General features: G+C 69.0%; 24 protein-coding genes. 8 read left to right on the top strand and 16 right to left on the bottom strand.

What is annotated here, in order from left to right:
• The first annotated feature begins 3 nt into the window (after window positions 1–3).
• Entirely contained in the window at window positions 4–1,254 is a 1,251-nt protein-coding gene (gene mycP, locus K6T84_RS09445) for a type VII secretion-associated serine protease mycosin (protein ID WP_225400547.1), read from the top strand.
• On the opposite strand, the gene eccB is transcribed toward mycP, so the two are convergent.
• Window positions 1,226–2,296 carry a type VII secretion protein EccB gene (eccB, locus tag K6T84_RS09440; protein ID WP_225400548.1) on the bottom strand — a complete coding sequence of 357 codons (1,071 nt, stop codon included), beginning with the start codon at window positions 2,294–2,296 and terminating at the stop codon, window positions 1,226–1,228. The two genes, mycP and eccB, sit on opposite strands and share 29 nt — an antisense overlap.
• A 144-nt stretch (window positions 2,297–2,440) precedes the next feature.
• Between eccB and K6T84_RS09435 the strand changes: the two genes are divergently transcribed.
• The gene (locus K6T84_RS09435; RefSeq protein ID WP_224865948.1) at window positions 2,441–3,106 is read left to right on the top strand and encodes a cutinase family protein; all 666 of its coding nucleotides are present in this window, start codon (window positions 2,441–2,443) and stop codon (window positions 3,104–3,106) included.
• A gap of 50 nt (window positions 3,107–3,156) precedes the next feature.
• Window positions 3,157–3,798 (top strand): cutinase family protein, encoded by a 642-nt coding sequence (locus tag K6T84_RS09430; RefSeq protein ID WP_225400549.1) that lies wholly within the window; start codon window positions 3,157–3,159, stop codon window positions 3,796–3,798.
• Between the two features lie 160 nt (window positions 3,799–3,958).
• Here the strand turns inward: K6T84_RS09430 and truA are convergent, their stop codons facing one another.
• The 9 genes from truA to K6T84_RS09385 form a co-directional block, all read right to left on the bottom strand.
• Window positions 3,959–4,843, bottom strand: coding sequence for a tRNA pseudouridine(38-40) synthase TruA (gene truA, locus K6T84_RS09425; RefSeq protein ID WP_408066082.1), 885 nt, complete (start codon window positions 4,841–4,843; stop codon window positions 3,959–3,961).
• Window positions 4,803–5,357: a 50S ribosomal protein L17 gene (rplQ, locus tag K6T84_RS09420; RefSeq protein WP_224862395.1), complete on the bottom strand. Its 555-nt coding sequence runs from the start codon at window positions 5,355–5,357 to the stop codon at window positions 4,803–4,805. The genes truA and rplQ overlap by 41 nt, the downstream gene beginning before the upstream one ends.
• Window positions 5,358–5,417: 60 nt before the next feature.
• Entirely contained in the window at window positions 5,418–6,464 is a 1,047-nt protein-coding gene (locus K6T84_RS09415; RefSeq protein WP_224862397.1) for a DNA-directed RNA polymerase subunit alpha, read from the bottom strand.
• Window positions 6,465–6,534: 70 nt separating this feature from the next.
• Window positions 6,535–7,140: a 30S ribosomal protein S4 gene (gene rpsD / locus K6T84_RS09410; RefSeq protein ID WP_224862405.1), complete on the bottom strand. Its 606-nt coding sequence runs from the start codon at window positions 7,138–7,140 to the stop codon at window positions 6,535–6,537.
• Window positions 7,141–7,154: 14 nt separating this feature from the next.
• A complete protein-coding gene (rpsK, locus tag K6T84_RS09405) occupies window positions 7,155–7,565 on the bottom strand; it encodes a 30S ribosomal protein S11 (protein WP_024443770.1) in 411 nt (136 codons plus the stop codon).
• A 5-nt stretch (window positions 7,566–7,570) separates the two neighbouring features.
• Complete coding sequence (rpsM, locus tag K6T84_RS09400) at window positions 7,571–7,945, bottom strand: 30S ribosomal protein S13 (RefSeq protein ID WP_225400550.1); 375 nt, start codon at window positions 7,943–7,945, stop codon at window positions 7,571–7,573.
• A 175-nt stretch (window positions 7,946–8,120) separates the two neighbouring features.
• Complete coding sequence (gene rpmJ / locus K6T84_RS09395; RefSeq protein WP_003879483.1) at window positions 8,121–8,234, bottom strand: 50S ribosomal protein L36; 114 nt, start codon at window positions 8,232–8,234, stop codon at window positions 8,121–8,123.
• A 56-nt stretch (window positions 8,235–8,290) separates the two neighbouring features.
• Window positions 8,291–8,512 (bottom strand): translation initiation factor IF-1, encoded by a 222-nt coding sequence (gene infA / locus K6T84_RS09390; RefSeq protein WP_003418601.1) that lies wholly within the window; start codon window positions 8,510–8,512, stop codon window positions 8,291–8,293.
• A gap of 284 nt (window positions 8,513–8,796) precedes the next feature.
• Window positions 8,797–10,791, bottom strand: a complete 1,995-nt coding sequence (locus K6T84_RS09385) for an ATP-binding cassette domain-containing protein (protein WP_225400551.1) — start codon at window positions 10,789–10,791, stop codon at window positions 8,797–8,799.
• Between the two features lie 175 nt (window positions 10,792–10,966).
• Between K6T84_RS09385 and K6T84_RS09380 the strand changes: the two genes are divergently transcribed.
• From K6T84_RS09380 to mmsB, 3 genes are read left to right on the top strand one after another with little or no spacing between them, the layout of a single operon-like run.
• On the top strand, window positions 10,967–12,487 hold the full coding sequence (locus K6T84_RS09380; RefSeq protein ID WP_224862408.1) for a CoA-acylating methylmalonate-semialdehyde dehydrogenase: 1,521 nt from the start codon (window positions 10,967–10,969) through the stop codon (window positions 12,485–12,487).
• 6 nt (window positions 12,488–12,493) lie between these two features.
• Window positions 12,494–13,657, top strand: a complete 1,164-nt coding sequence (locus K6T84_RS09375) for an acyl-CoA dehydrogenase family protein (RefSeq protein ID WP_225400552.1) — start codon at window positions 12,494–12,496, stop codon at window positions 13,655–13,657.
• A gap of 8 nt (window positions 13,658–13,665) precedes the next feature.
• Window positions 13,666–14,541, top strand: a complete 876-nt coding sequence (gene mmsB / locus K6T84_RS09370; protein ID WP_225400553.1) for a 3-hydroxyisobutyrate dehydrogenase — start codon at window positions 13,666–13,668, stop codon at window positions 14,539–14,541.
• Window positions 14,542–14,560: 19 nt separating this feature from the next.
• Here the strand turns inward: mmsB and K6T84_RS09365 are convergent, their stop codons facing one another.
• Both K6T84_RS09365 and K6T84_RS09360 read right to left on the bottom strand, forming a co-directional pair.
• Complete coding sequence (locus K6T84_RS09365) at window positions 14,561–15,205, bottom strand: L,D-transpeptidase family protein (RefSeq protein ID WP_408066080.1); 645 nt, start codon at window positions 15,203–15,205, stop codon at window positions 14,561–14,563.
• A gap of 51 nt (window positions 15,206–15,256) precedes the next feature.
• Window positions 15,257–15,790 carry an HAD family hydrolase gene (locus tag K6T84_RS09360; RefSeq protein WP_224862411.1) on the bottom strand — a complete coding sequence of 178 codons (534 nt, stop codon included), beginning with the start codon at window positions 15,788–15,790 and terminating at the stop codon, window positions 15,257–15,259.
• 104 nt (window positions 15,791–15,894) lie between these two features.
• Between K6T84_RS09360 and K6T84_RS09355 the strand changes: the two genes are divergently transcribed.
• Together K6T84_RS09355 and K6T84_RS09350 are read left to right on the top strand one after the other, a co-directional pair.
• Entirely contained in the window at window positions 15,895–16,545 is a 651-nt protein-coding gene (locus K6T84_RS09355; protein WP_224862412.1) for a response regulator, read from the top strand.
• A gap of 56 nt (window positions 16,546–16,601) precedes the next feature.
• The gene (locus K6T84_RS09350) at window positions 16,602–17,798 is read left to right on the top strand and encodes a GAF domain-containing sensor histidine kinase (protein ID WP_224865954.1); all 1,197 of its coding nucleotides are present in this window, start codon (window positions 16,602–16,604) and stop codon (window positions 17,796–17,798) included.
• On the opposite strand, the gene K6T84_RS09345 is transcribed toward K6T84_RS09350, so the two are convergent.
• The 4 genes from K6T84_RS09345 to secY are packed head-to-tail and all read right to left on the bottom strand — an operon-like array spanning window position 17,795 to window position 20,977.
• On the bottom strand, window positions 17,795–18,295 hold the full coding sequence (locus K6T84_RS09345) for a MarR family winged helix-turn-helix transcriptional regulator (protein WP_224862413.1): 501 nt from the start codon (window positions 18,293–18,295) through the stop codon (window positions 17,795–17,797). The genes K6T84_RS09350 and K6T84_RS09345 overlap by 4 nt on opposite strands.
• Window positions 18,296–18,309: 14 nt before the next feature.
• Complete coding sequence (gene map, locus K6T84_RS09340; RefSeq protein WP_225400554.1) at window positions 18,310–19,104, bottom strand: type I methionyl aminopeptidase; 795 nt, start codon at window positions 19,102–19,104, stop codon at window positions 18,310–18,312.
• Window positions 19,104–19,655: an adenylate kinase gene (locus tag K6T84_RS09335; RefSeq protein WP_224862415.1), complete on the bottom strand. Its 552-nt coding sequence runs from the start codon at window positions 19,653–19,655 to the stop codon at window positions 19,104–19,106. Before K6T84_RS09335 ends, map begins: the two co-directional genes overlap by 1 nt.
• On the bottom strand, window positions 19,652–20,977 hold the full coding sequence (secY, locus tag K6T84_RS09330) for a preprotein translocase subunit SecY (protein ID WP_224862416.1): 1,326 nt from the start codon (window positions 20,975–20,977) through the stop codon (window positions 19,652–19,654). The genes K6T84_RS09335 and secY overlap by 4 nt, the downstream gene beginning before the upstream one ends.
• Window positions 20,978–21,235 lie beyond the last annotated feature (258 nt).

The following is a 21,235-nucleotide window of genomic DNA, read 5'->3' as shown; positions in this document are numbered from 1 at the left end:
CCGATGCGTGCCCGCCGGATCACCCGAGTGCTCGCCGCCGGGGCGATCGCCGCGACCACCCAGTGCGTGCCCTGCGCGAACGCCGTCACCCCACCCACCATCGACAGCACCCGACTGCCCGCCCCGGCACCGGCCGCGCCGGCCCGCCCCACCGTGCAGCAGACGGTGTGTACGGTGCCGGCCCGCGATCCGGGCCTCGCCGCCACCCAACTCGACGGGCTGAATCTTCCCGAACTGTGGGCCCTGACCCGCGGGGCGGGGCAGCGGGTGGCGGTGATCGACACCGGCGTCGCACCGCACCGGCGGCTGCCCGGCCTGGTGGGCGGCGGTGACTACGTGGCGAGCGGCGACGGCACCCAGGACTGCGACGGGCACGGCACCATGGTTGCCGGAATCATCGGGGCCACCACCGATCCCGCCACCGACAGGTTCGGTGGCATGGCGCCGCTGGCCACGGTCATCGGAATCCGTCAGTCCAGTACCCGATTCGGCACCGTGGGCGGGCCACCCGGGGTCGGCGATGTCGAAACCCTGGCCAAGGCGGTACGCATCGCCGCCGACCTGGCCGCGACCGTCATCAACATCTCGACGGTGGCCTGCGGACCGGCGCACGGAGTCGATGACCGTGCCCTGGGGGCCGCGCTGGCCTACGCCGTCGAGGTGAAAGGTGCGGTGGTGGTGGCCGCCGCGGGCAACACCGACGACGAATGCGGCACCGCCGAGCCGACGATCGTCACACCCGCCTGGTACGACGACTACGTGCTGACCGTCGCCTCGGTGGATGCCCAGGGCGCACCGTCGGCGTTCACCCGGCCCGGCCCGTGGGTGGACGTGGCCGCGCCTGGCGAGGCGGTGCTGTCGCTGAGCACCGTCGGTGACGACCTGGCCACCGCCACCAGCGCCACCAGCTTCGCCGCTCCGGTGGTCAGCGGTCTGGCGGCGCTGATCCGCTCGCGGCACCCGCAGTGGACTGCGCGGCAGGTGATGGACCGGATCAGGGCCACCGCGCATCACCCGCCCGGTGGCCGCGACGACGTCGTCGGCGCCGGGGTGATCGACCCGCTGGCCGCGCTCACCTTCGACGCGCCCCGGCCTACGCCGCCGCGGCCCACAGCCCGGCAGGCGCCGGCACCGGTCCCCGAACCCGAACCCGAACCCGAACCGACCGGCCTGCGCACCGCGATCACCGGCATCGGGGTTCTGCTCGCCGTGCTGCTGGTGTCGATCACCGCCCGGGCCCGACGTCGCGGGTAGCGCCGGCCTGTTCCGCGCCGAGCAGCGGCCCGGCCGGCAACCCGGCCAGCATCGGCCACGGCACCGTGACGGGCGTCTCGGGCAGGCCCAGGCTACGGGCCGCTGCGGCGACGGCGACGGTGAACCGCACGCCGGTGTCGGCGATCAGGTATCCGGGTCCGGTGCCGCCCCGCACATAGGCGCTGCGGCCCGGCGGCAGGTACACCGCGTCCAGCGCCGGCCCCGGCCCGTCGGCCTGGGCCAGCATCGTCGGCGCCGCACCGTCCGGCAACGGCAGCCCGACCCCGGCCGACAGGGTGATCCCATCCGGGTCCCCGGCCCGCCAATGCGCGCACAGCGTCGTCGCGGCGGCGGGCAGTTCCACCGGAAGTGCCACCGGCACGGCGTCGACCAGCACAGCCTCGGGCACCGCATTGAGCAGCAACGCCGACACCCGCCGCGGGGCCGGCGGCGGCTGCCCGGCCGGGGCCCGCCGCCCGGAGCGCAACAGATAGTCGATCCCGGACTCCGAGCGCACCGCCACCGCCTCTCTCGGATCGATCCGCCTGGAGGCCGCCAGGTCGACCCCGGCGATCAGGGTGGTGCCGACCGCGGCGTCATCGCAGATCGACCACGTCGCGGTGTCGTCCAGTGCGCGCCCGAGCACACCGGGGGCGCCCGGAATGCCCAGCGGCGGGCCGCGCCGGGCCCGCCCGATCGCAGCCCCGTCCACCGGCCGCGGGTCCGCGGCCGTCCCGGCGATCAGGCGAGCCGACGCCAGATTGAACACCGGGTGCACGGTGTCGCCGACCCGGACATACAGCGCCCCCGAGGCACGGTCCAGCAGGATCGGCGCGTCCCCCAGGCCCGGCTGCGGCCGCAGCACCGCCAGTGCCACCGCGCCGGCCAACGCCACAGCACTCAGCAGGCAGCCGAAGGCCAGCGCGGAGCCGCCCGGCGCGGGGCCGCCCGCCGGCTGCCCGCAGCGCAGCGCACGCTCCATCCGGCGGGCCTGGAATCGGTGCGCACTGACCTGCAGCCGTGTCGTCGATTCTCTGGTCATCGGCACCCTTTCCGTGCCGGCGACGCTAGCCGGGGCCGGCGCGACGGGTGCCCGGCCATCCACAGGCCGACGGGCCACCTGCGCAGCTTGGGTACCATCCCTGTTATGCATTTCGATCGATTGCGCGGCATTTTCACGGTGGCGATGACTGTCGCCGCCCTGCTCACCGTCCCCGCGGTGGCCCCGGGCTCCATTCCGGAGGCGTCCGCCTACGACTGCCCCGACGTCGAGGTGATCTTCGCCCGCGGCACCAGCGAGCCCCCCGGTGTGGGCCGGGTGGGTCGGGCGCTGATCGACTCGCTGCGGCAGCAGACCTCCAAGAAGGTCGACGAGTATGCGGTCAACTACCCCGCCGGCCGGTTGCAGCTGGGGGGCGGTGACGGCGCCAACGACGTGATCAAGCGGGTCAAGGCCGCGGCCGACGTCTGCCCGGACACCCAGTTGGTGCTGGGCGGCTATTCGCAGGGCGCCTCGGTGATCGATATCGTCACCGGCACCCAGGTGGGCGGGATCAGCTGGGGCAGCCAGTTGCCCGCCGAATACGCCGACCAGGTGGTGGCCGTCGCCACGTTCGGCAACCCGGCCGACCGCACCGGCGGGCCGATCAGCCAGCAGAGCGCGCTGTTCGGCTCCAAGGCCATCGACCTGTGCAACCCGGGCGACCCGATCTGTCACGAGGGCCCCGGCAACGAGTGGAGCGACCACACCGACGGCTACATCCCGGCGCTGACCAGCCAAGCCGCCAACTTCGTGGCCAGCCGGCTGCGGGCTGCCGGACCGGTTCCCGCACCCGGCCCGCTGGTGCCCTGAGACCTCCACCACAATTAGTTAGATCGTCAACGCTTCTTTCGTTAGTATCGATGCCCGTGAAGGCATACCGCATCCCGGCGGCCGGCGTCGTCGCCGCAGCGCTGCTGATCAACCCGACTCCCGCGACCGTGCCGGTGGCCTTCGCCGACGGCTGCCCCGATGTCGAGGTGGTGTTCGCGCGTGGCACCAATGATTCGCCGGGTCTCGGCCGGGTGGGCGACGCGTTCGTCGGCGCCCTGCGCGGGCGGACGTCGCGGTCGGTCGGTGCCTACGCGGTGAACTACCCGGCCAGCTACGACTTCGGTCGGTCTGCCGACGGCGCCAACGACGCCAGCGGGCACGTCATGTGGATGGTGGAGAACTGTCCGGGCACCCGGCTGGTCCTCGGCGGTTATTCGCAAGGTGCGGCGATCATCGACATCATCGCCGCCGCGCCGGTGCCCGGCTTCGGGTTCACCGCGCCGCTGCCGCCGGAGGCCGCCGACCACGTTGCGGCGGTGGCGGTGTTCGGCAACCCGTCCAACAAGTTCGGGCAGCCGCTGACCAACAGCCCGGCGTATGGGTTCAAGACCATCGACCTGTGCACCGACGGGGACCCGGTGTGCTCTCCCGGCCGTAACTTCTCGGCCCATTCGAGCTACACGCCCGGGATGACCAATCAGGCCGCCTCGTTCGTGGCGGGCCTGCTCTAGCCCCTCGCCCCTTCCCGCCCCCTCGCCCCTTCCCGCCCCCTCTGCCCCTTCCCGCCCCCTAGCCCCTTCCCGCCCCCTCTGCCCCGAGCGTGCAGAAACGTCCGCCTCCACCTGGGGTTTTGGCGGACGTTTCTGCACGCTCGCGGCAAAGGGGCGGGGTTCAGCGGGTGCGCAGGTCCCGGGTGATCACGATGCGCGCCCCGAGCTGATCGTCCGGTGGGTAGTCCACCCCGACCAGGGTCAGGCCGCGCGCCGGGGCGGCGGTGAAGTCACTGGACCGGCGCTGCGCATTCAACAGATCGGCGCACCAGGCGACGCTGCGCCGGTGCTCACCGACGACCAGCAGTGCACCGACCAGAGAGCGCACCATCGACCAGCAGAACGCGTCGGCACTGACATGCGCGGTGACCAGGTCACCGTCGCGCTCCCACTCGAGGCGCTGCAGGTCGCGGATGGTGGTGGCGCCCTCGCGATGACGACAGAACGCCGCGAAGTCGTTGAGCCCCAACAGAGTCTGTGACGCCTGCGTCATCGCCTCGACGTCCAGGGGGCGTGGCCAGGCGGTGACGTAGCGGGCCGACTGCGGCAGCACCCCGTAGGGCGCCGTCGACAGGCGGTAGGTGTAGTGCCGCCGCAGCGCGGAGAATCGGGCATCAAAGTCGCGGGTAGTCCGGTTCACCCGCAGCACCCGGACGTCGGCCGGCAGGAAACGCGCCAAGCGCCGTGTCAGCGCCAGGAATTCCGGCTCGTCGGCGGGCCGGCCACGCGAATAGGCATGTGCGACAGCACTTTGCGGAATGTCGACGTGGGCGACCTGCCCGGTGGCATGCACGCCGGTGTCGGTGCGGCCGGCGCCGAACACCCGGACCGGAACGCGAAACACCGTCGCCAGTGTCTCTTCGAGAACACCGGCGACGGTGCGCTGTCCGTTCTGTACCGCCCACCCGGCGAAATCGGTGCCGTCGTAGGCGATGTCGAGCCGAAGTCGAACTTCGGCCCCGGACTCAGGACTCGTCAGTGGCTTCGGTGGCTTCGGGAGCCTCAGTGGCCTCGGCCGCGGAGGCGTCGAAGGCCTCGGAAGCCTCGGCCGCCGGCTCCTCGACCTTGGCTTCCTCGACCTTCTCGGCAGCCTTCTCCGCCTGAGCGGCCTTCTCCGCCTTGGCCGCGGCGCGACGCGCCCGGTCGGCCTCGTTGGTCACCGTCTTCTCCCGAACCAGCTCGATCACGGCCATCGGGGCGTTGTCGCCCTGACGCGCCTCGACCTTGATGATCCGGGTGTAGCCACCGCTGCGGTCCGCGAAGTGCGGGGCGATCTCGGCGAACAGCGAGTGCACCACATCCTTGTCGCGGATCTTCTTCATCACCTCACGCCGGTTGTGCAGCGTGCCCTTCTTGGCGTGGGTGATCAACTTCTCGGCGTACGGCCGCAGTGCCCGCGCCTTGGGCTCGGTCGTCTTGATCCGGCCGTGGGTGAACAGCGAGGTGGCCAGGTTGGCCAGCAGCGCCTGCTGGTGCGAGGACTTTCCGCCGAGGCGGGGCCCCTTGGTGGGCTTGGGCATTGCGACTTCTCCTAAATGGGGCCGGCCCCCGTATCAGGTAGGACCGGGACGGAATTCTTTTTAGAGCTGCTCGGTTTCGGCGTAGTCCTGCTCGTCGTAACCGCCCGCGTCGGCCGACCAGGTGCCGGTCGCGACGTCGTAACCGGCGACCTGCGACGGGTCGAAGCTGGCCGGGCTGTCCTTGAGCGACAGGCCCAGCTGGTGCAGCTTCACCTTGACCTCGTCGATCGACTTCTGGCCGAAGTTGCGGATGTCGAGCAGGTCGGACTCGGTGCGGGCGACCAGCTCCCCGACCGTGTGCACACCCTCGCGCTTGAGGCAGTTGTACGACCGCACCGTCAGGTCCAGGTCGTCGATCGGCAGCGCGAACGAGGCGATGTGGTCTGCCTCGGCCGGCGACGGGCCGATCTCGATGCCCTCGGCCTCGACGTTGAGTTCCCGTGCCAGACCGAACAATTCGACCAGGGTCTTACCGGCCGAGGCCAGCGCGTCCCGCGGGCTGATGGAGTTCTTGGTCTCCACGTCCAGCACCAGCTTGTCGAAGTCGGTGCGCTGCTCGACACGAGTCGCCTCGACCTTGTAGGTCACCTTGAGCACCGGCGAGTAGATCGAGTCGATCGGGATACGGCCGATCTCGGCGCCGGAGACCTTGTTCTGCACGGCCGGGACGTACCCGCGGCCGCGCTCGACGATCAGCTCGACCTCGAGCTTGCCCTTGTCGTTGAGGGTGGCGATGTGCATGTCCGGGTTGTGCACCGTCACACCGGCCGGCGGCACGATGTCACCGGCGGTGACGGCACCGGGGCCCTGCTTGCGCAGGTACATGGTGACCGGCTCGTCCTCCTCGGACGAGACCACCAGGCCCTTGAGGTTCAAGATGATGTCGGTGACATCCTCCTTGACGCCCGGGACCGTGGTGAACTCGTGCAGCACACCGTCGATGCGGATGCTGGTGACCGCCGCGCCGGGGATCGACGACAGCAGGGTACGACGAAGCGAGTTGCCCAGGGTGTAACCGAAACCCGGCTCGAGCGGTTCGATGACGAACTGCGACCGGTTCTCGGCCACGACCTCTTCGGACAGGGTCGGACGCTGCGAGATCAGCATTTTCTTCTATCTCCTTCTCGGCACCCGCTATTTGATGCCGGTCAAGTCCTGCACTGGTCAGTGCAGGGTTTTACTTCGAGTAGAACTCGACGATCAGCTGCTCGGCGAGCGGCACAACGATCTGGGCGCGCTCCGGAAGCTGGTGGATCAGGATGCGCTGACGCTCCCCGACCACCTGCAGCCAGCTTGGGACCGGCCGGTCCGTCTGGGTCTCGCGGGCGATCTGGAACGGCACCGTGTTGATCGACTTCTCGCGGACGTCGATGATGTCGTACTGCGACACCTGGTAGCTGGGCACGTCGACCTTCACACCGTTGACGGTGAAGTGGCCGTGGCTGACCAGCTGGCGGGCCATCCGACGGGTGCGGGCCAGGCCGGCGCGGTAAACCACGTTGTCCAGCCGGCTCTCCAGGATGCGCAACAGCTCCTCGCCGGTCTTGCCGCCACGACGGACGGCCTCCTCGTAGTAGCGACGGAACTGCTTCTCCATGACGCCGTAGGTGAAGCGAGCCTTCTGCTTCTCCTGCAGCTGCAGCCGGTATTCGCTTTCCTTGATCCGCGCGCGACCGTGCTGGCCGGGCGGGTAGGGGCGCTTCTCGAATGCCTGGTCACCACCGATGAGGTCGACGCCGAGCCGGCGGGACTTGCGGGTGGCGGGTCCGGTGTAACGAGCCATCTTTCGTAATCCTCCTAGACCCGGCGCCGCTTGGGCGGACGGCAGCCGTTGTGCGGCTGCGGGGTGACATCGGAAATCGCGCCGACCTCGAGGCCGGCGGCCTGCAGCGAGCGGATCGCGGTCTCACGGCCCGAACCCGGGCCCTTGACGAACACGTCGACCTTCTTCACGCCGTGCTCCTGCGCCTTGCGGGCAGCGTTCTCGGCGGCCAGCTGCGCGGCGAACGGGGTGGACTTACGCGAGCCCTTGAACCCGACGTGACCCGACGACGCCCAGGCGATGACATTGCCCTGCGGGTCGGTGATCGTCACGATCGTGTTGTTGAAGGTGCTCTTGATGTGCGCGGCACCATGCGGGATGTTCTTCTTTTCCCGCCGCCGGGTCTTCTGGCCCTTCTTGGGCCCGGTCGCTTTCTTGGTTGCCATGGGTCTTACCTGGCCTTCTTCTTACCGGCGATGGTGCGCTTGGGGCCCTTGCGGGTGCGCGCGTTGGTCTTGGTCCGCTGGCCGCGCACCGGCAGGCCGCGACGGTGCCGCAGACCCTGGTAGCAGCCGATCTCGATCTTGCGGCGGATGTCCGCCTGCACCTCGCGGCGCAGGTCGCCCTCGACCTTCAGGTTGCGCTCGATGTAGTCACGCAGCGCAGTCACCTGGTCGTCGGTCAGGTCCTTGCTGCGCTGGTCCTTGTCGATACCGGCGGCGGCGAGGATCTCGCAGGAGCGAGTACGGCCGATGCCGTAGATGTAGGTCAGCGCGATCTCCATGCGCTTATCGCGCGGCAGGTCGACGCCCACTAGTCGTGCCATGGGTGGCATTCCCTCTTTCGTAGCGGAGGTGTTGGTCCCAGCCCGTTCCCGGTGTGAAAAGCTCCGGGGCCCGGCCTCCGATCCGGGCGTTGCTGAGCCGGCCCATCTCTAAAGATGCCAGCGGAGCTCAGTGGTACTGGGAGGTCTGCATTCAGTTGTGGTTGAAGCTGCTTGGCTAGCCCTGACGCTGCTTGTGGCGCGGGTCCGAGCAGATCACCATGACACGACCGTGCCGACGGATCACCCTGCACTTGTCGCAGATCGGCTTGACGCTGGGGTTCACCTTCACGGCTGCTGTGGTCCTGTTCTTATCGCTGGTCTGACGTACGGATGACGCTTGGAGAATTACTTGTACCGGTAGACGATGCGTCCGCGGGACAGGTCGTAGGGCGACAGCTCCACGACCACCCGGTCCTCGGGCAGGATCCGGATGTAGTGCTGCCGCATCTTGCCGCTGATATGGGCGAGTACCTTGTGACCGTTCTCCAGCTCAATACGAAACATCGCATTGGGCAGTGGTTCGACCACTCGACCCTCGACCTCGATGGCACCGTCTTTCTTGGCCATTACTCTCCGGCGATCCTCCGTGTCTGGCTTAACTGTTGTGTGCATGCGCCCGCCACGGCACAGCGCTGACCGACTGCAAAACGTGAGCCGGTGGCAGGAAGTTCCAGGTTGTCCAGGAACCCAAGACTGGGCACGCAAGAGCCGATGCGGACGCCGCACCGTCGTCCAACAATACCCGCATCCGCGCCACAGTCCAAAAGAGCCGAAAACCGACGTCGGCGGGGCCTCGCTAACCGCGGCGCTAAACCCGCGGTCCAGCTTCGCCTCTCCTCCGTCGAGCCTCGCTAACCGCGGCGCGGAAGCCGCAGCTGCCAGCGCACCACACCGGCCCACACCACCCCCAGCAGCGCCAGGATCGCCATGTCGGCCAGCCACCACCGGGCCTCGTGCGTCCACAACTGGTCGTGCGCGGCGAGCGGATCGATGGCGGTCACATCGACCGTCGCGGCAGCGGCGGCGTACCCCCACCGCGACGGCAGGTACCAGGAGATCTGGCTGAGCCCGAATCGCGTGCCGATCGGGAACATGCCTCCGGAGAACACCAGCGAGACCATGATCACCACCACCAGCATCGGCAGGATCTGCTCGGTGGATTTGGCCATCGCCGACAGCGCCAGCCCGATCACCGCCGAGACGATCGCGGTGAGCGCGAGCACCAGATACAGCTCGACGACCGGGCTACCCAACAGCAGCGCACCCCGGGTCGGCGCCCCCTTGCCGGCCACCACGATCGCGGTCAGCACCGCGGTCTGCACCAGTGCCGCAGCGCTGAACACCAGCACCTTGGCCGCCAGATACGCCGACGCCGACAGACCCACCGACTGTTCGCGACGGAAGATGGAGCGCTCCCCCACCAGATCCCGGATGGTCAGCGCCGTACCCATGAACACCACCGAGACCAACAAAACCAGCAGGATGGCCGACGCCTCTTCGGGCGAATCGCCGCGTGGATCGGCGATCCCGAAACCGCTCTCGCCGGGCACCACCAGCGCCAGTGCACCGAGAACGAACGGCAGCAGCGCCAGGAAGGCGAAGTAGCCGCGGTCGGCCGTGATCAACCGGACCTGACGGCGGGCCACGCTGAAGATCTGGCGCGTCAGGCTGGTGCGGGCCGGACTTCCCGCCGAGCCGGCCCGGCCGCGGGCCTGGGCCCCGAGATTCACCGTCCGGGTGTCCTGCCGGCGGGCCAGGTACTCGCGGTGCGCGGCGTCGGGGTCGGCGCTGACGAAGGCGAAGATGTCCGCCCAGTCGGTGCCGCCCATCACCGCGCCGATCTCGGCGGGCGGCCCGGAGAACGCCGTCTTGCCGCCGGGCGCCAGCAGCAGCACCTGGTCGCACATGTCGAGGTAGGTCAGCGAGTGAGTCACCACCACGACCACCCGGTCGGCGTCGGCGAGCCGGCGCAGCATCGTCATGACCTGGCGGTCCAACGCCGGGTCCAGGCCTGAGGTCGGCTCATCGAGGATCAACAGCGACGGCCCGGTGAGCAGTTCCATCGCCACCGACGCGCGTTTGCGCTGACCGCCGGAGAGCTTGTCGACCCGGGTCTTGCGGTGCGGGGTCAACTCCAGTTCATCGATGACCCGGTCCACCACGGCGCGACGATCGGCCGCGGAGGTGTCCGGCGGCAGTCGCAGCTCGGCGGCGTATCCAAGCGCCTGCTCGACGGTGAGCTGGCGGTGCACGACGTCGTCCTGGGGCACCACCCCGATCCGCGACCGCAGCGATGCGTACTGGGCGTGTACGTCGTGGCCGTCGAAGCCGACTCGGCCGATGCTGGGTTGCATTGCGCCGCCCAGCAGGTTGATCAGGGTGGACTTGCCCGCGCCCGACGGCCCGATGACCGCCGTGAGGGTGCCGGGCCGCGCGGTCAGGGACACGTCGTCCAGCAGTTGCCGGCCGTCGATGGTCAGCCCGAGCTGCTCCGCCTCGAGTCCGCCGACATGGTGATCGACGGGCCGGAGCACCAGGGTGCCGCCCGCGACGGTGAAATCGGTGTTGCCGAAGGTGACGACGTCACCGTCGCTCAGCGCGGAGCGGACGATCCGGCGGCCGTTGACGAAGGTGCCGTTGATGCTGTCGTTGTCGATAATCACCAGGCCGGCCCCGGTGGTGACCAAGGTGGCGTGCGCCCGCGACACCAGCGGATCGGCGACCACCATGTCGCTGTCGGCGCGGCGACCGATCTGAACCTCGGTGGACCGGCCGCCGCTCATGACCGGTATCGACACGGTGGGTGATTCGTCTCCCGCCGGACCCGTCGGCTTGAGCGGCGTCATGGCCTCACCCACCTCACCGTTCGGGTTGCACTGGACACCGCAAACCCTAGTGGCGGGGGCTCCGGGCCGCCTGTGAACGCGGCGGCAAGCCGCCTCTCGCATTTACTAGGATGTCCTAGTATTCTCGGGGTCGGGGCCGGCTCCGGTCCACCCACCACAGTCACGGGGATGGCGCATGACCACACAGATTTCGCACTTCATCAACGGCAAACGCGCCGCGGGCGCATCCAAGCGCACCGCCGACGTGTTCGATCCCAGCACCGGAGCGGTGCAGGCCAAGGTCCCGCTGGCCGACTCCGCCGAAGTCGACGCCGCCGTCGCCATCGCAGTGGAAGCCCAAAAGGGCTGGGCCGCATACAATCCGCAGCGCCGGGCCCGGGTATTGATGCGCTTCATCAACCTGGTCAACGAGAACATGGACGAGCTGGCCGAGCTGCTCTCCCGCGAACACGGCAAGACCGTCGACGACGCCCGCGGCGACATTCAGCGCGGCATCGAGGTGATCGAGTTCTCCGTCGGCATCCCGCACCTGCTCAAGGGCGAGCACACCGAGGGCGCCGGCCCAGGCATCGACGTGTTCTCGCTGCGCCAGCCGCTGGGCGTCGTCGCCGGGATCACCCCGTTCAACTTCCCGGCGATGATCCCGCTGTGGAAAGCCGGCCCGGCGCTGGCCTGCGGCAACGCGTTCATCCTCAAGCCGTCCGAGCGCGACCCGTCGGTGCCGGTGCGCCTGGCCGAACTGTTCCTCGAGGCCGGGTTGCCGGCCGGAGTGTTCCAGGTGGTGCACGGCGACAAGGAGGCCGTGGACGCCCTGCTGCACCACCCCGACATCCAAGCCGTCGGTTTCGTCGGCAGCTCCGACATCGCCGAGTACATCTACTCGACGGCGACCGCCAACGGCAAGCGTGCGCACTGCTTCGGCGGCGCGAAGAACCACATGATCGTGATGCCCGACGCCGACCTGGACCAGGCCGTCGACGCGCTGATCGGCGCCGGATACGGCAGCGCCGGCGAGCGCTGCATGGCGATCAGCGTGGCGGTGCCGGTCGGTGAGGAAACCGCCGATCGCCTGCGCGCCAAGCTGGTCGAGCGGGTCAACCAGTTGCGGGTCGGGCACAGCCTGGACCCCAAGTCCGACTACGGGCCGCTGATCACCGAGGCCGCCCTGGCCCGGGTCCGCGACTACATCGGCCAGGGCGTGGACGCCGGCGCCGAATTGGTGGTCGACGGGCGGGAGCGCGCCAGCGACGAGCTGACCTTCGGCGATCACAACCTGGCCGACGGCTACTTCATCGGGCCCACCCTGTTCGATCACGTCACCACCGAGATGTCGATCTACACCGACGAGATCTTCGGCCCGGTGCTGTGCATCGTCCGGGCCGCCAATTACGAAGAGGCGCTTGCGTTGCCGTCCGAGCACGAGTACGGCAACGGGGTGGCGATCTTCACCCGCGACGGCGACACCGCCCGCGACTTCACCTCCCGGGTGCAGGTCGGGATGGTCGGGGTGAACGTGCCGATCCCGGTGCCGGTGGCCTATCACACCTTCGGGGGCTGGAAGCGGTCCGGATTCGGCGACCTCAACCAGCACGGCACCGCGTCAATCCAGTTCTACACCAAGGTCAAGACCGTCACGCAGCGCTGGCCCTCGGGCATCAAGGACGGGGCCGAATTCCATATCCCCACAATGGGATAGGGCGCAATGGACACGACATTGGACGCAGAAGAACGGGTGATCGTCGAGACCGCGGCGGCGTTCGCCGAGAAGCGGCTGGCACCCTACGCGCTGGAATGGGATGCCACCCACCACTTTCCGGTGGATGTGATGCGCGAGGCCGCCGGCCTGGGCATGGCGGCGATCTACTGCCGCGAAGACGCCGGCGGCTCGGGCCTGCGCCGCCTGGACGGGGTGCGCATCTTCGAACAGCTCTCGATCGCCGATCCGGTGATCGCCGCCTACCTGTCGATCCACAACATGTGCGCCTGGATGATCGACAGCTACGGCACCGAGGAACAGCGCAAGGCCTGGGTGCCCACGCTTGCGTCGATGGAATCCGTCGCCAGCTACTGCCTCACCGAACCCGGCGCGGGCTCGGACGCCAGCGCGCTCAGCACCCGCGCGGTGCGCTCGGGCGGCGACTATGTGCTCGACGGCGTCAAGCAGTTCATCTCCGGCGCCGGCGTCTCCGACGTGTACGTGATCATGGCGCGAACCGGGGACGACAGCCCGCGGGGCATCTCGACGTTTATCGTCGAAAAGGGCACGCCCGGACTGAGTTTCGGCGCCGCCGAGCAGAAGATGGGCTGGAATGCCCAGCCGACCGCCCAGGTCGTCCTCGAAGGGGTGCGGGTGCCCGCCGAGGCGATGTTGGGTGGCGCGCAGGGCGAGGGCACCGGATTCTCGATCGCGATGAACGGCCTCAACGGCGGCCGGATCAACATCGCAGCCTGCTCACTGGGCGGCGGCCAGGCCGCGTTCGACAAGACCGGCGGCTACCTGGCCGACCGTCAGGCGTTCGGCAAGGCGCTGCTCGACGAGCCGACCGTCCGGTTCACCCTCGCCGACATGGCCACCGCCCTGGAGACCTCGAGGCTGCTGCTGTGGCGGGCGGCCAGTGCACTCGACGAGGGATCTCCGGACAAGGTCGAGTTGTGCGCGATGGCCAAGCGCTACGTCACCGACGCGTGCTTCGAGGTGGCCGACAAGGCCCTGCAGCTGCACGGCGGGTACGGGTATCTGCGTGAGTACGGTCTGGAGAAAATCGTCCGGGATCTGCGGGTGCACCGCATCCTGGAAGGCACCAACGAGATCATGCGGATGGTCGTCGGCCGAGCCGAGGCCTCCCGAGTCCGATCCGGCAGCTAGGGGCATTGATGCAAACGGTCGCGTTTCTGGGACTGGGCCACATGGGCGGGCCGATGGCGGCCAACCTGGTCAAAGCCGGTCACCCGGTGCACGGCTTCGACCCGGTCCCGGCGGCCGCCGAGACTGCCGCGGCCAACGGGGTGAGCATGCATGCCACCGCGGCTGAAGCGGTCGCCGGCGCCGACGTGGTGATCACCATGCTGCCCAACGGCGACTTGGTAAAGGCTTGCTACCTCGAAGTCCTGCCGGTCGCGAAAGCCGGCACGCTGTTCATCGACAGCTCCACCATCTCGGTCGATGACGCCCGCGAGGCCCATGCCCTGGCCGGCAAGCACGGGATCGCCCAGCTCGACGCGCCGGTGTCCGGCGGGGTGACCGGCGCGGTGGCCGGGCGGCTGGCGTTCATGGTCGGCGGCGAGGCCGATGCCGTACAGCGTGCCACCCCGGTGCTGGAACCGATGGCCGCCAAGATCATTCACTGCGGCGGGACCGGCGCCGGCCAGGCCGCCAAGATCTGCAACAACATGGTGCTGGCTGTGCAGCAGGTGGCGGTCGCCGAGGCGTTCGTGCTGGCCGAGAAACTCGGCCTGGCCGACCAGGCGCTGTTCGACGTGATGACCGGGGCCACCGGGAACTGCTGGGCGCTGCACACCAATTGCCCGGTCCCCGGCCCGGTGCCGACCTCCCCGGCGAACCGGAACTTCGAACCGGGGTTCGCCACCGCCCTGATGAACAAGGACCTGGGTCTGGCGATGGACGCGGTGACCTCGACCGGCTCAGCCGCCCCGCTGGGCAGCCATGCCGCGGCGATCTACCGCGACTTCGCCGCAGAGCACAGCGCGCAGGACTTCAGCGCCGTGATCAATCTGCTGCGGGAGAGCTGAACGTCCGTCGGCCCGCCGACTACTTCGCGATCGCCATCACCGCGCCCGGCCGCAGCCAGCCGATGATCTTCACCAGCGTGGCGTCGTCGATCGCCACGCACCCCGCCGTCGGCCCGCCGTCGGTGGTGTGGAAGAAGTAGGCGGAGCCGGCGCCGGGTACCCGGGCGTTGTTGTAGCCGATCACCACCGCGTGCCGGTACTGCGGGATTTGAAGGTTCTCACTGGCTGCCGTGTCGAACGGGCACTGGGCCTTTTTGCAGACCTGCATGGTGTTGTAGGTCGGGCTGCCCGAGTCGCTGTCCCACCAGTGATCGGACCCGACCTGCACATACGGCAGGCCTCCGCCGGGATTGGGCGCGGTGCCGAACGCCGAGTCGAGCGGGTAAACCCCCATCGGGGTCGACGGCTCACCTTCCCTCGTCCGCGGTGTGATGCCCGCCGAGCCGACATGCGCCGGAATCCCGGCCGCGACCGGTTCCCAGCCCGCGACACTCCGCTGGTAGACGTCGATGTTCGCGGTCGAATGACCCACTCCGACAACCGAAACCACCTGGGTGGCGTTGCCGACCGCATTTCCGAACCACGGGTCGACGACGGCTGCGGCCGGTGTTGTTGTCGCCGCGGTCAGACCCATCGCGCACAGCAGAACCACTAGTCGACGCACCACCTCATGGTCGATGACCGGTGGTCGCGCGTCAATCAACCAGGGCCGTGATCAGCCCGCTTCGCGGCAGCTGAACCGCGCGACCACCCGGTCGGAGTGCAACTCGCGGCACCCGGCGGCCGACAACCCATCGTAGCCGTCGGAACCGATGAAGATCGCCGGCAGGCCGATCGCCGATGCGGTCCGGGCGCCGGCCTCGGACCCGGCGATCACCAACGTCTCACCGGCGACGATGCCCAGCTCCCACAGCGCCAGCCGGTACAGCTCGGCGTCACCGTCCGGGCCGGTAAGGTCATCGGCGCTGATCACGGTCTCGGTCATGCCGTCGCCCATGAGTTCGCGCACCCGATCCTGCAACTCCTCGCGCGGCCCGGTGCCCACCACCGCGACCCACAGGCCGGTGGAGAACAGGCTCAGCACCAGGTCGTGCAGCCCGGCGCGGGGCTCGCCGTCGGCGTCGGCAAGAGCGTCCAGATCGAAGATCACCGCCTGCAGCGGGTAAACCTCGGCATCGTGCTGCACTTGACCCCACCAGTACGGGCGGCTGGGTCCGGTCCATGTCGCGAGCTCAGTTGTGATCTGCATAACAGCCAGGGTGCCCGAAAAGGGCCCGTCCGTCCTCCCCCATTTGGGGGAACCGTCCGGGGGGATAGAAATGCCAGCGCCTATTCGGGCCCTATTGTCTTGCTATGCCCGTGCGCCTGGTCCTCGTCGACGACCACGAGATGGTGATCGAGGGCCTGCGGGCCATGCTGACGGCGTTCGCCGACCGGATCGAGGTCGTCGGACAGGCCATCAACGCCGAGCAGGCGCTGTCGGTGGTCACCGACACCGACCCCGACGTCGTGTTGTGCGACGTGCGGATGCGCGGTGAAAGCGGCCTGGACCTCTGTCTGGCCCTGCGCGAACGCGACCCGGAGCGCAAAGTCGTGATGCTGAGCGTCTACGACGACGAGCAGTACCTGTTCGAGGCGCTGCGGGTCGGCGCGAGCGGCTACCTGCTCAAGAGCGTCAGCAGCGACGACCTGGTGCACCAGATCGAGCTGGCCCACCGCGGCGAGACGGTGATCGACCCCGGACTGGCGGCGCGGGCGGTCGGCACCGCGGCGCGCCTGCAGCGTGACGAGTTCTGGCCCGGCGCCCGCCAGGGCCTGACCCAGCGCGAGAGCGAGATCCTGGCCTACATGGTCAGCGGCCTGTCCAACCGCGGGATCGCCGCCAAGCTGGTGATCGGCGACGAGACCGTCAAAAGCCACCTGCGTTCGATCTACCGCAAGCTGGGTGTCTCCGATCGCACGGGCGCGGTGGCCACCGCGCTGCGCGAGGGGATCTACCGGTGAGCCCTTCCGGCGCACCACGCCCTCGGGCCCGCAAACAGGGCGCGGTACGCGATTTCGTGGACGCCAACCACGAGCTGGCCCTGCTTCGCGAGCTCATCCAGGCTGCGTCCAGCGGGCCCGGCGTGGAGCCGCTGGCCGCCGCGGCTGCCCGGATGATCACCGCGGCCACCGGCACCGATGTCTGCTTCGTGCACGTGCTCGACGACACCGAACGCTCGCTGACGCTGACCGGCGCGACCCCGCCGTTCGACACCGAGGTCGGCAAGATCCGGCTGCCGCTGGAATCCGGGGTGTCAGGTTGGGTGGCGCGGCACCGCGAGCCGGTGGTGATCTGCGACGACAAGGAGGCCGACTCGCGTTATGTGCCGATCGAGTCGCTGCGCGGGCGCGACTTCACCTCGATGGTGTCGGTGCCCATGGAGACCGATCCGGGCGGGCTGGTGGGCGTGCTCAACGTGCACACCGTGGCGCGCCGCGAATTCACCGACGGCGACATCGAGTTGCTGCGGGTGATCGGCCGGCTGATCGCCGGTGCCATGCACCAGGCCCGGCTGCACCGGCAGCTGGTGGCCCGCGAACGCGCCCACGAGCTGTTCGTCGAGCAGGTGATCGAGGCCCAGGAGATCGAGCGCCGCCGGCTGGCCGGCGACATCCACGACGGCATCTCGCAGCGCCTGGTGACGCTGTCCTACCGGCTCGACGCCGCCGCCCGGGCGGTCGGCAACGATCCGGACGAGGCGTCGGCGCAGCTGGAGGCCGCCCGCGAGCTGGCCGGGCTGACGCTGCAGGAGACCCGGGTGGCGATCAGCGGCCTGCGCCCGCCGGTGCTCGACGACCTGGGCCTGGCCGGCGGGCTGGCCAGCCTCGCCCGATCGATTCCGGCGCCGCGCATCGAGCTGGATCTCGACGAGGTGCGGCTGCCCGAGCACATCGAGCTGGCGCTGTACCGGATCGCCCAGGAGGGCCTGCAGAACGTCGTCAAGCACGCCGCGGCCACCGTGGTGCGGCTGCGCTTCGCCGTCACCGCCGACCCCGACACCGCCCGGCTGGAGATCGTCGACGACGGCGTCGGCTTCGACACCTTCGAGCACCCGGTCGGCGGCGACGAGATGGGCGGCTACGGGGTGCTCTCGATGGCCGAGCGCGCCGAGTTGGTGGGTGGGCGGCTGAACATCCGGTCGCGTCCCGGCTCGGGCACCGCCGTCACGGCCACCATCCCGATCCCGTCGGCCACCGCCCGCGAAGCCGTCTAGAAATCCCCGGCGTTGCGCCGCAGCGTCTCGATCACGTTCGACAGGGTGCGGGACTGCTGCTCCGACATCCCGATGTCGGAGAACACCTCACGGTTGAGCGTCGCGGTCGCATCTTCCACCGTCGCGCGCCCCCGGGCGGTGATCGACACCAGCGTGGTGCGGCCGTCGGTGGGATGCGGCAGCCGCTCCACCAGCCCGGCGGCCTCCAGCCGCCGGATCGCGTGGGTGACGCTGGTGACGTGCACCTGCAGCCGGTCGGACGCCTTGGCGATCGGCATGGCACCGGAGCGGCTGAACGCCAGCAGGCGTAACAGCTCGAACCGGGAGAAGCTCAGGTCGTAGGGCCGCAGGGTGGCCTCCACCCGGGCCAGCAGGATCTGATGGGCGCGCATCACCGACGTCACCGCCACCATCCCGTCGGCGACCTCGCCCCACCCGGCCCGCTCCCAATTGGCTCGGGCCAGTGCGATCGGGTCGCGGTCGTCGGGCGGGTTCATGGTCTCCCCGCCCGTCAGGCCCGCGTCAGGATCCGGGGTCCGTCCTCGGTGACCGCGACGGTGTGTTCCCAGTGCGCGGCGCGAGAGCCGTCGACGGTGACGACCGTCCACTCGTCGTCGAGGATCTTGGTCTGGTCGGTGCCCAGGGTCAGCATCGGCTCGATCGCCAGCACCGACCCGACCACCAGATGCGGCCCGCGGCCGGGCGAGCCCTCGTTGGGCAGGAACGGGTCGAGGTGCATCTCGCGGCCGATACCGTGGCCGCCGTAGCCGTCGACGATGCCGAACCCCCGCTTGAACTGCTTCGACGCGGCGCGAGCGCCCGTTTCGATGGCGTGCGAGACGTCGGTGAGGCGGTTGCCCGCCACCATCGCGGCGATACCGGCCTCCATCGCCTGCCGGGTGGCCGCCGACAGCTGCTCGTCGGCCTCGGTCAGCGTGTCGATGCCGAAGGTGACCGCCGCGTCGCCGTGCCAGCCGTCCAGGATGGCGCCGCAGTCGATGGACACCAGATCACCGGTGGCCAGCACCTCGGCCGAGGACGGGATGCCGTGCACCACCCGGTCGTTGACCGAGCTGCAGATCGACGCCGGGAAGCCGTGGTAGCCCAGGAACGACGGGGTGGCACCGGCGTCCCGGATCACCGATTCGGCGACCTCGTCGAGTTGCAGGGTCGACACACCGGCGCCAGCGGCCGCTCGCACCGCGGCCAGGGCGGCCGCGACGACGGCGCCTGCCGCGGCCATCGCGTCAAGCTCACCGGGGCTGCGATGCGGCACGACCTTGCGCCGCTTCCCCCAACCGACCACTACTTTCCCAGGGCGGTCAGGGCGCGGTCGAACACCTCGTCGAGGGTCCCCAGTGCGTCCACCACATGCAGTTCGTGCTCGTCCTGGTAGTAGTCCAGCAGCGGCGTCGTCTCCTCGCGGTAGACGATCATCCGGTTGTGGATGACCTCGGCGGTGTCGTCGGCGCGGCCACGCGCCTTGAGCCGCTTGAGCAGTTCGCTCTCGGTGACCCGGAATTCCAGGACCGCGTCGACCTTGGTCTGGCGGCGTTCCAGCATGGCGTGCAGCGCTTCGGCCTGCTCCACCGAACGTGGGTACCCGTCCAAGATGAAACCGTCAGCGGCATCCGCTTGGTCAATCCGGTCTTCGACCAGCGCGTTGGTCAGCTCCGGTGGCACCAGGTCGCCGGCGTCGAGGTACTGCTTGGCCTGGCGGCCCAGCTCGGTGCCCTCGGCGATGTTGTGCCGGAACAGGTCACCGGTGGAGATCTGCGGGACACCCAGCTTCTCGGCCAGTTTCACGGCCTGGGTTCCCTTACCGGCCCCCGGCGGCCCCAGCAATACGACTCTCACTTGAGGAACCCTTCGTAGTTGCGCTGCATGAGCTGGCTCTCGATCTGCTTCACGGTGTCCAGGCCGACACCGATCATGATCAGCACCGCGGTACCACCGAACGGCAGGTTCTGCACGGTGCCGGAGTTGCCCATCTGCAGGAACAGGTTCGGCAGCACGGAGATCACGCCCAGATAGATCGAGCCCGGCAGGGTGATCCGGTTGAGCACGTAACGCAGGTAGTCCGCGGTCGGCCGGCCGGGGCGGATACCCGGGATGAAGCCGCCGAACTTCTTCATCTCGTCAGCGCGCTCGTCGGGGTTGAACGTGATCGAGACGTAGAAATAGGTGAAGAAGATGATCAGGCCGAAGTACACCGCGATGTAGACCAGGTTCGACGGGTCAGACAGGTAGGTGCTGACGATCTTGGCCCACCATCCGGAGCCGGAGTTGCCGCCGTTGACCAACTGGGTGATCAGCTGCGGGATGTAGATCAGCGACGAGGCGAAGATGACCGGGATAACGCCGGCCTGGTTGACCTTCAGCGGCAGGTACGTCGAGGTGCCACCGTACATCCGCCGGCCGACCATGCGCTTGGCGTACTGCACCGGGATGCGGCGCTGGCCCTGCTCGACGAAGACGACGCCGACGACGATGGCCAGCGCGGCCAGGCAGACCATGGTGAACACCACCGAACCACGGGAGTCCAGGATGGACTTGCCCTCGATCGGGATGCGGGCGGCGATGCCGACGAAGATCAGCAGCGACATGCCGTTGCCGATGCCACGTTCGGTGATCAGCTCACCCAGCCACATCACCAGCACCGCACCGGAGGTCATCACCAGCACGATGACGATCAGGGTGAAGATGCTGTGGTCGGAGATGATGTCGTGACGCAGGCTGCAGGTCTGCAGCAGCCCGCCGTTGGCAGCCAGCGCCACGATACTTGTGGCCTGCAGGACGGCCAGCGCGACCGTCAGGTACCGGGTGTACTGCGTCATCTTGTTCTGGCCGGACTGGCCTTCTTTACGCAGCTCCTCGAAGCGCGGGATGACCACCGTCAACAACTGCACGATGATGCTGGCGGTGATGTAGGGCATCACGCCGATGGCGAACACCGTCAACTGCAGCAGCGCACCGCCGGAGAACAGGTTGATCAGCGAGTAGACCTGGGCCGCGTCACCGCCGCTGACCTCTTTGATGCACTGCTGCACGTTCTGGTAGTCCACGCCGGGCGACGGGATCGACGCGCCGAGCCGGTAGACCACGATGATCCCCAGGGCGAACAGGATCTTGCGCCTCAAGTCGACGGTCCGCAGTGATGAGATGAAAGCCGAGAACACTCTTCTCCTCCTGCGCAGCCGAGGTCCGGTCGCGGCGTGCCATTGGGCCGGATGCCTTCCAGCCCCGGTTAGTCCTGGGGTCGTGCTGCGTCTGCCTGTTCAGGCGCGTCAGCAGTCTACGAGACTAACAGCTGCATCCGGTGGGCCGGGCTGCTGTCCGGCGCCGCTGCCAGCGAACCGTCAGACGCCAAGCGTACAGTCGGCGACGGCTCGTTAAATCGGCTAACTAACTTTCCGGCGCCGCGTCGCCGGCATCGA

This window comes from Mycobacterium zoologicum, assembly GCF_020181635.2.
In the GTDB taxonomy this organism is placed as follows: Bacteria; Actinomycetota; Actinomycetes; order Mycobacteriales; family Mycobacteriaceae; genus Mycobacterium; species Mycobacterium zoologicum.
The sequence above is the reverse complement of the archived record's forward strand: the minus strand, read 5'-3'. Positions and strand labels throughout refer to the sequence as shown.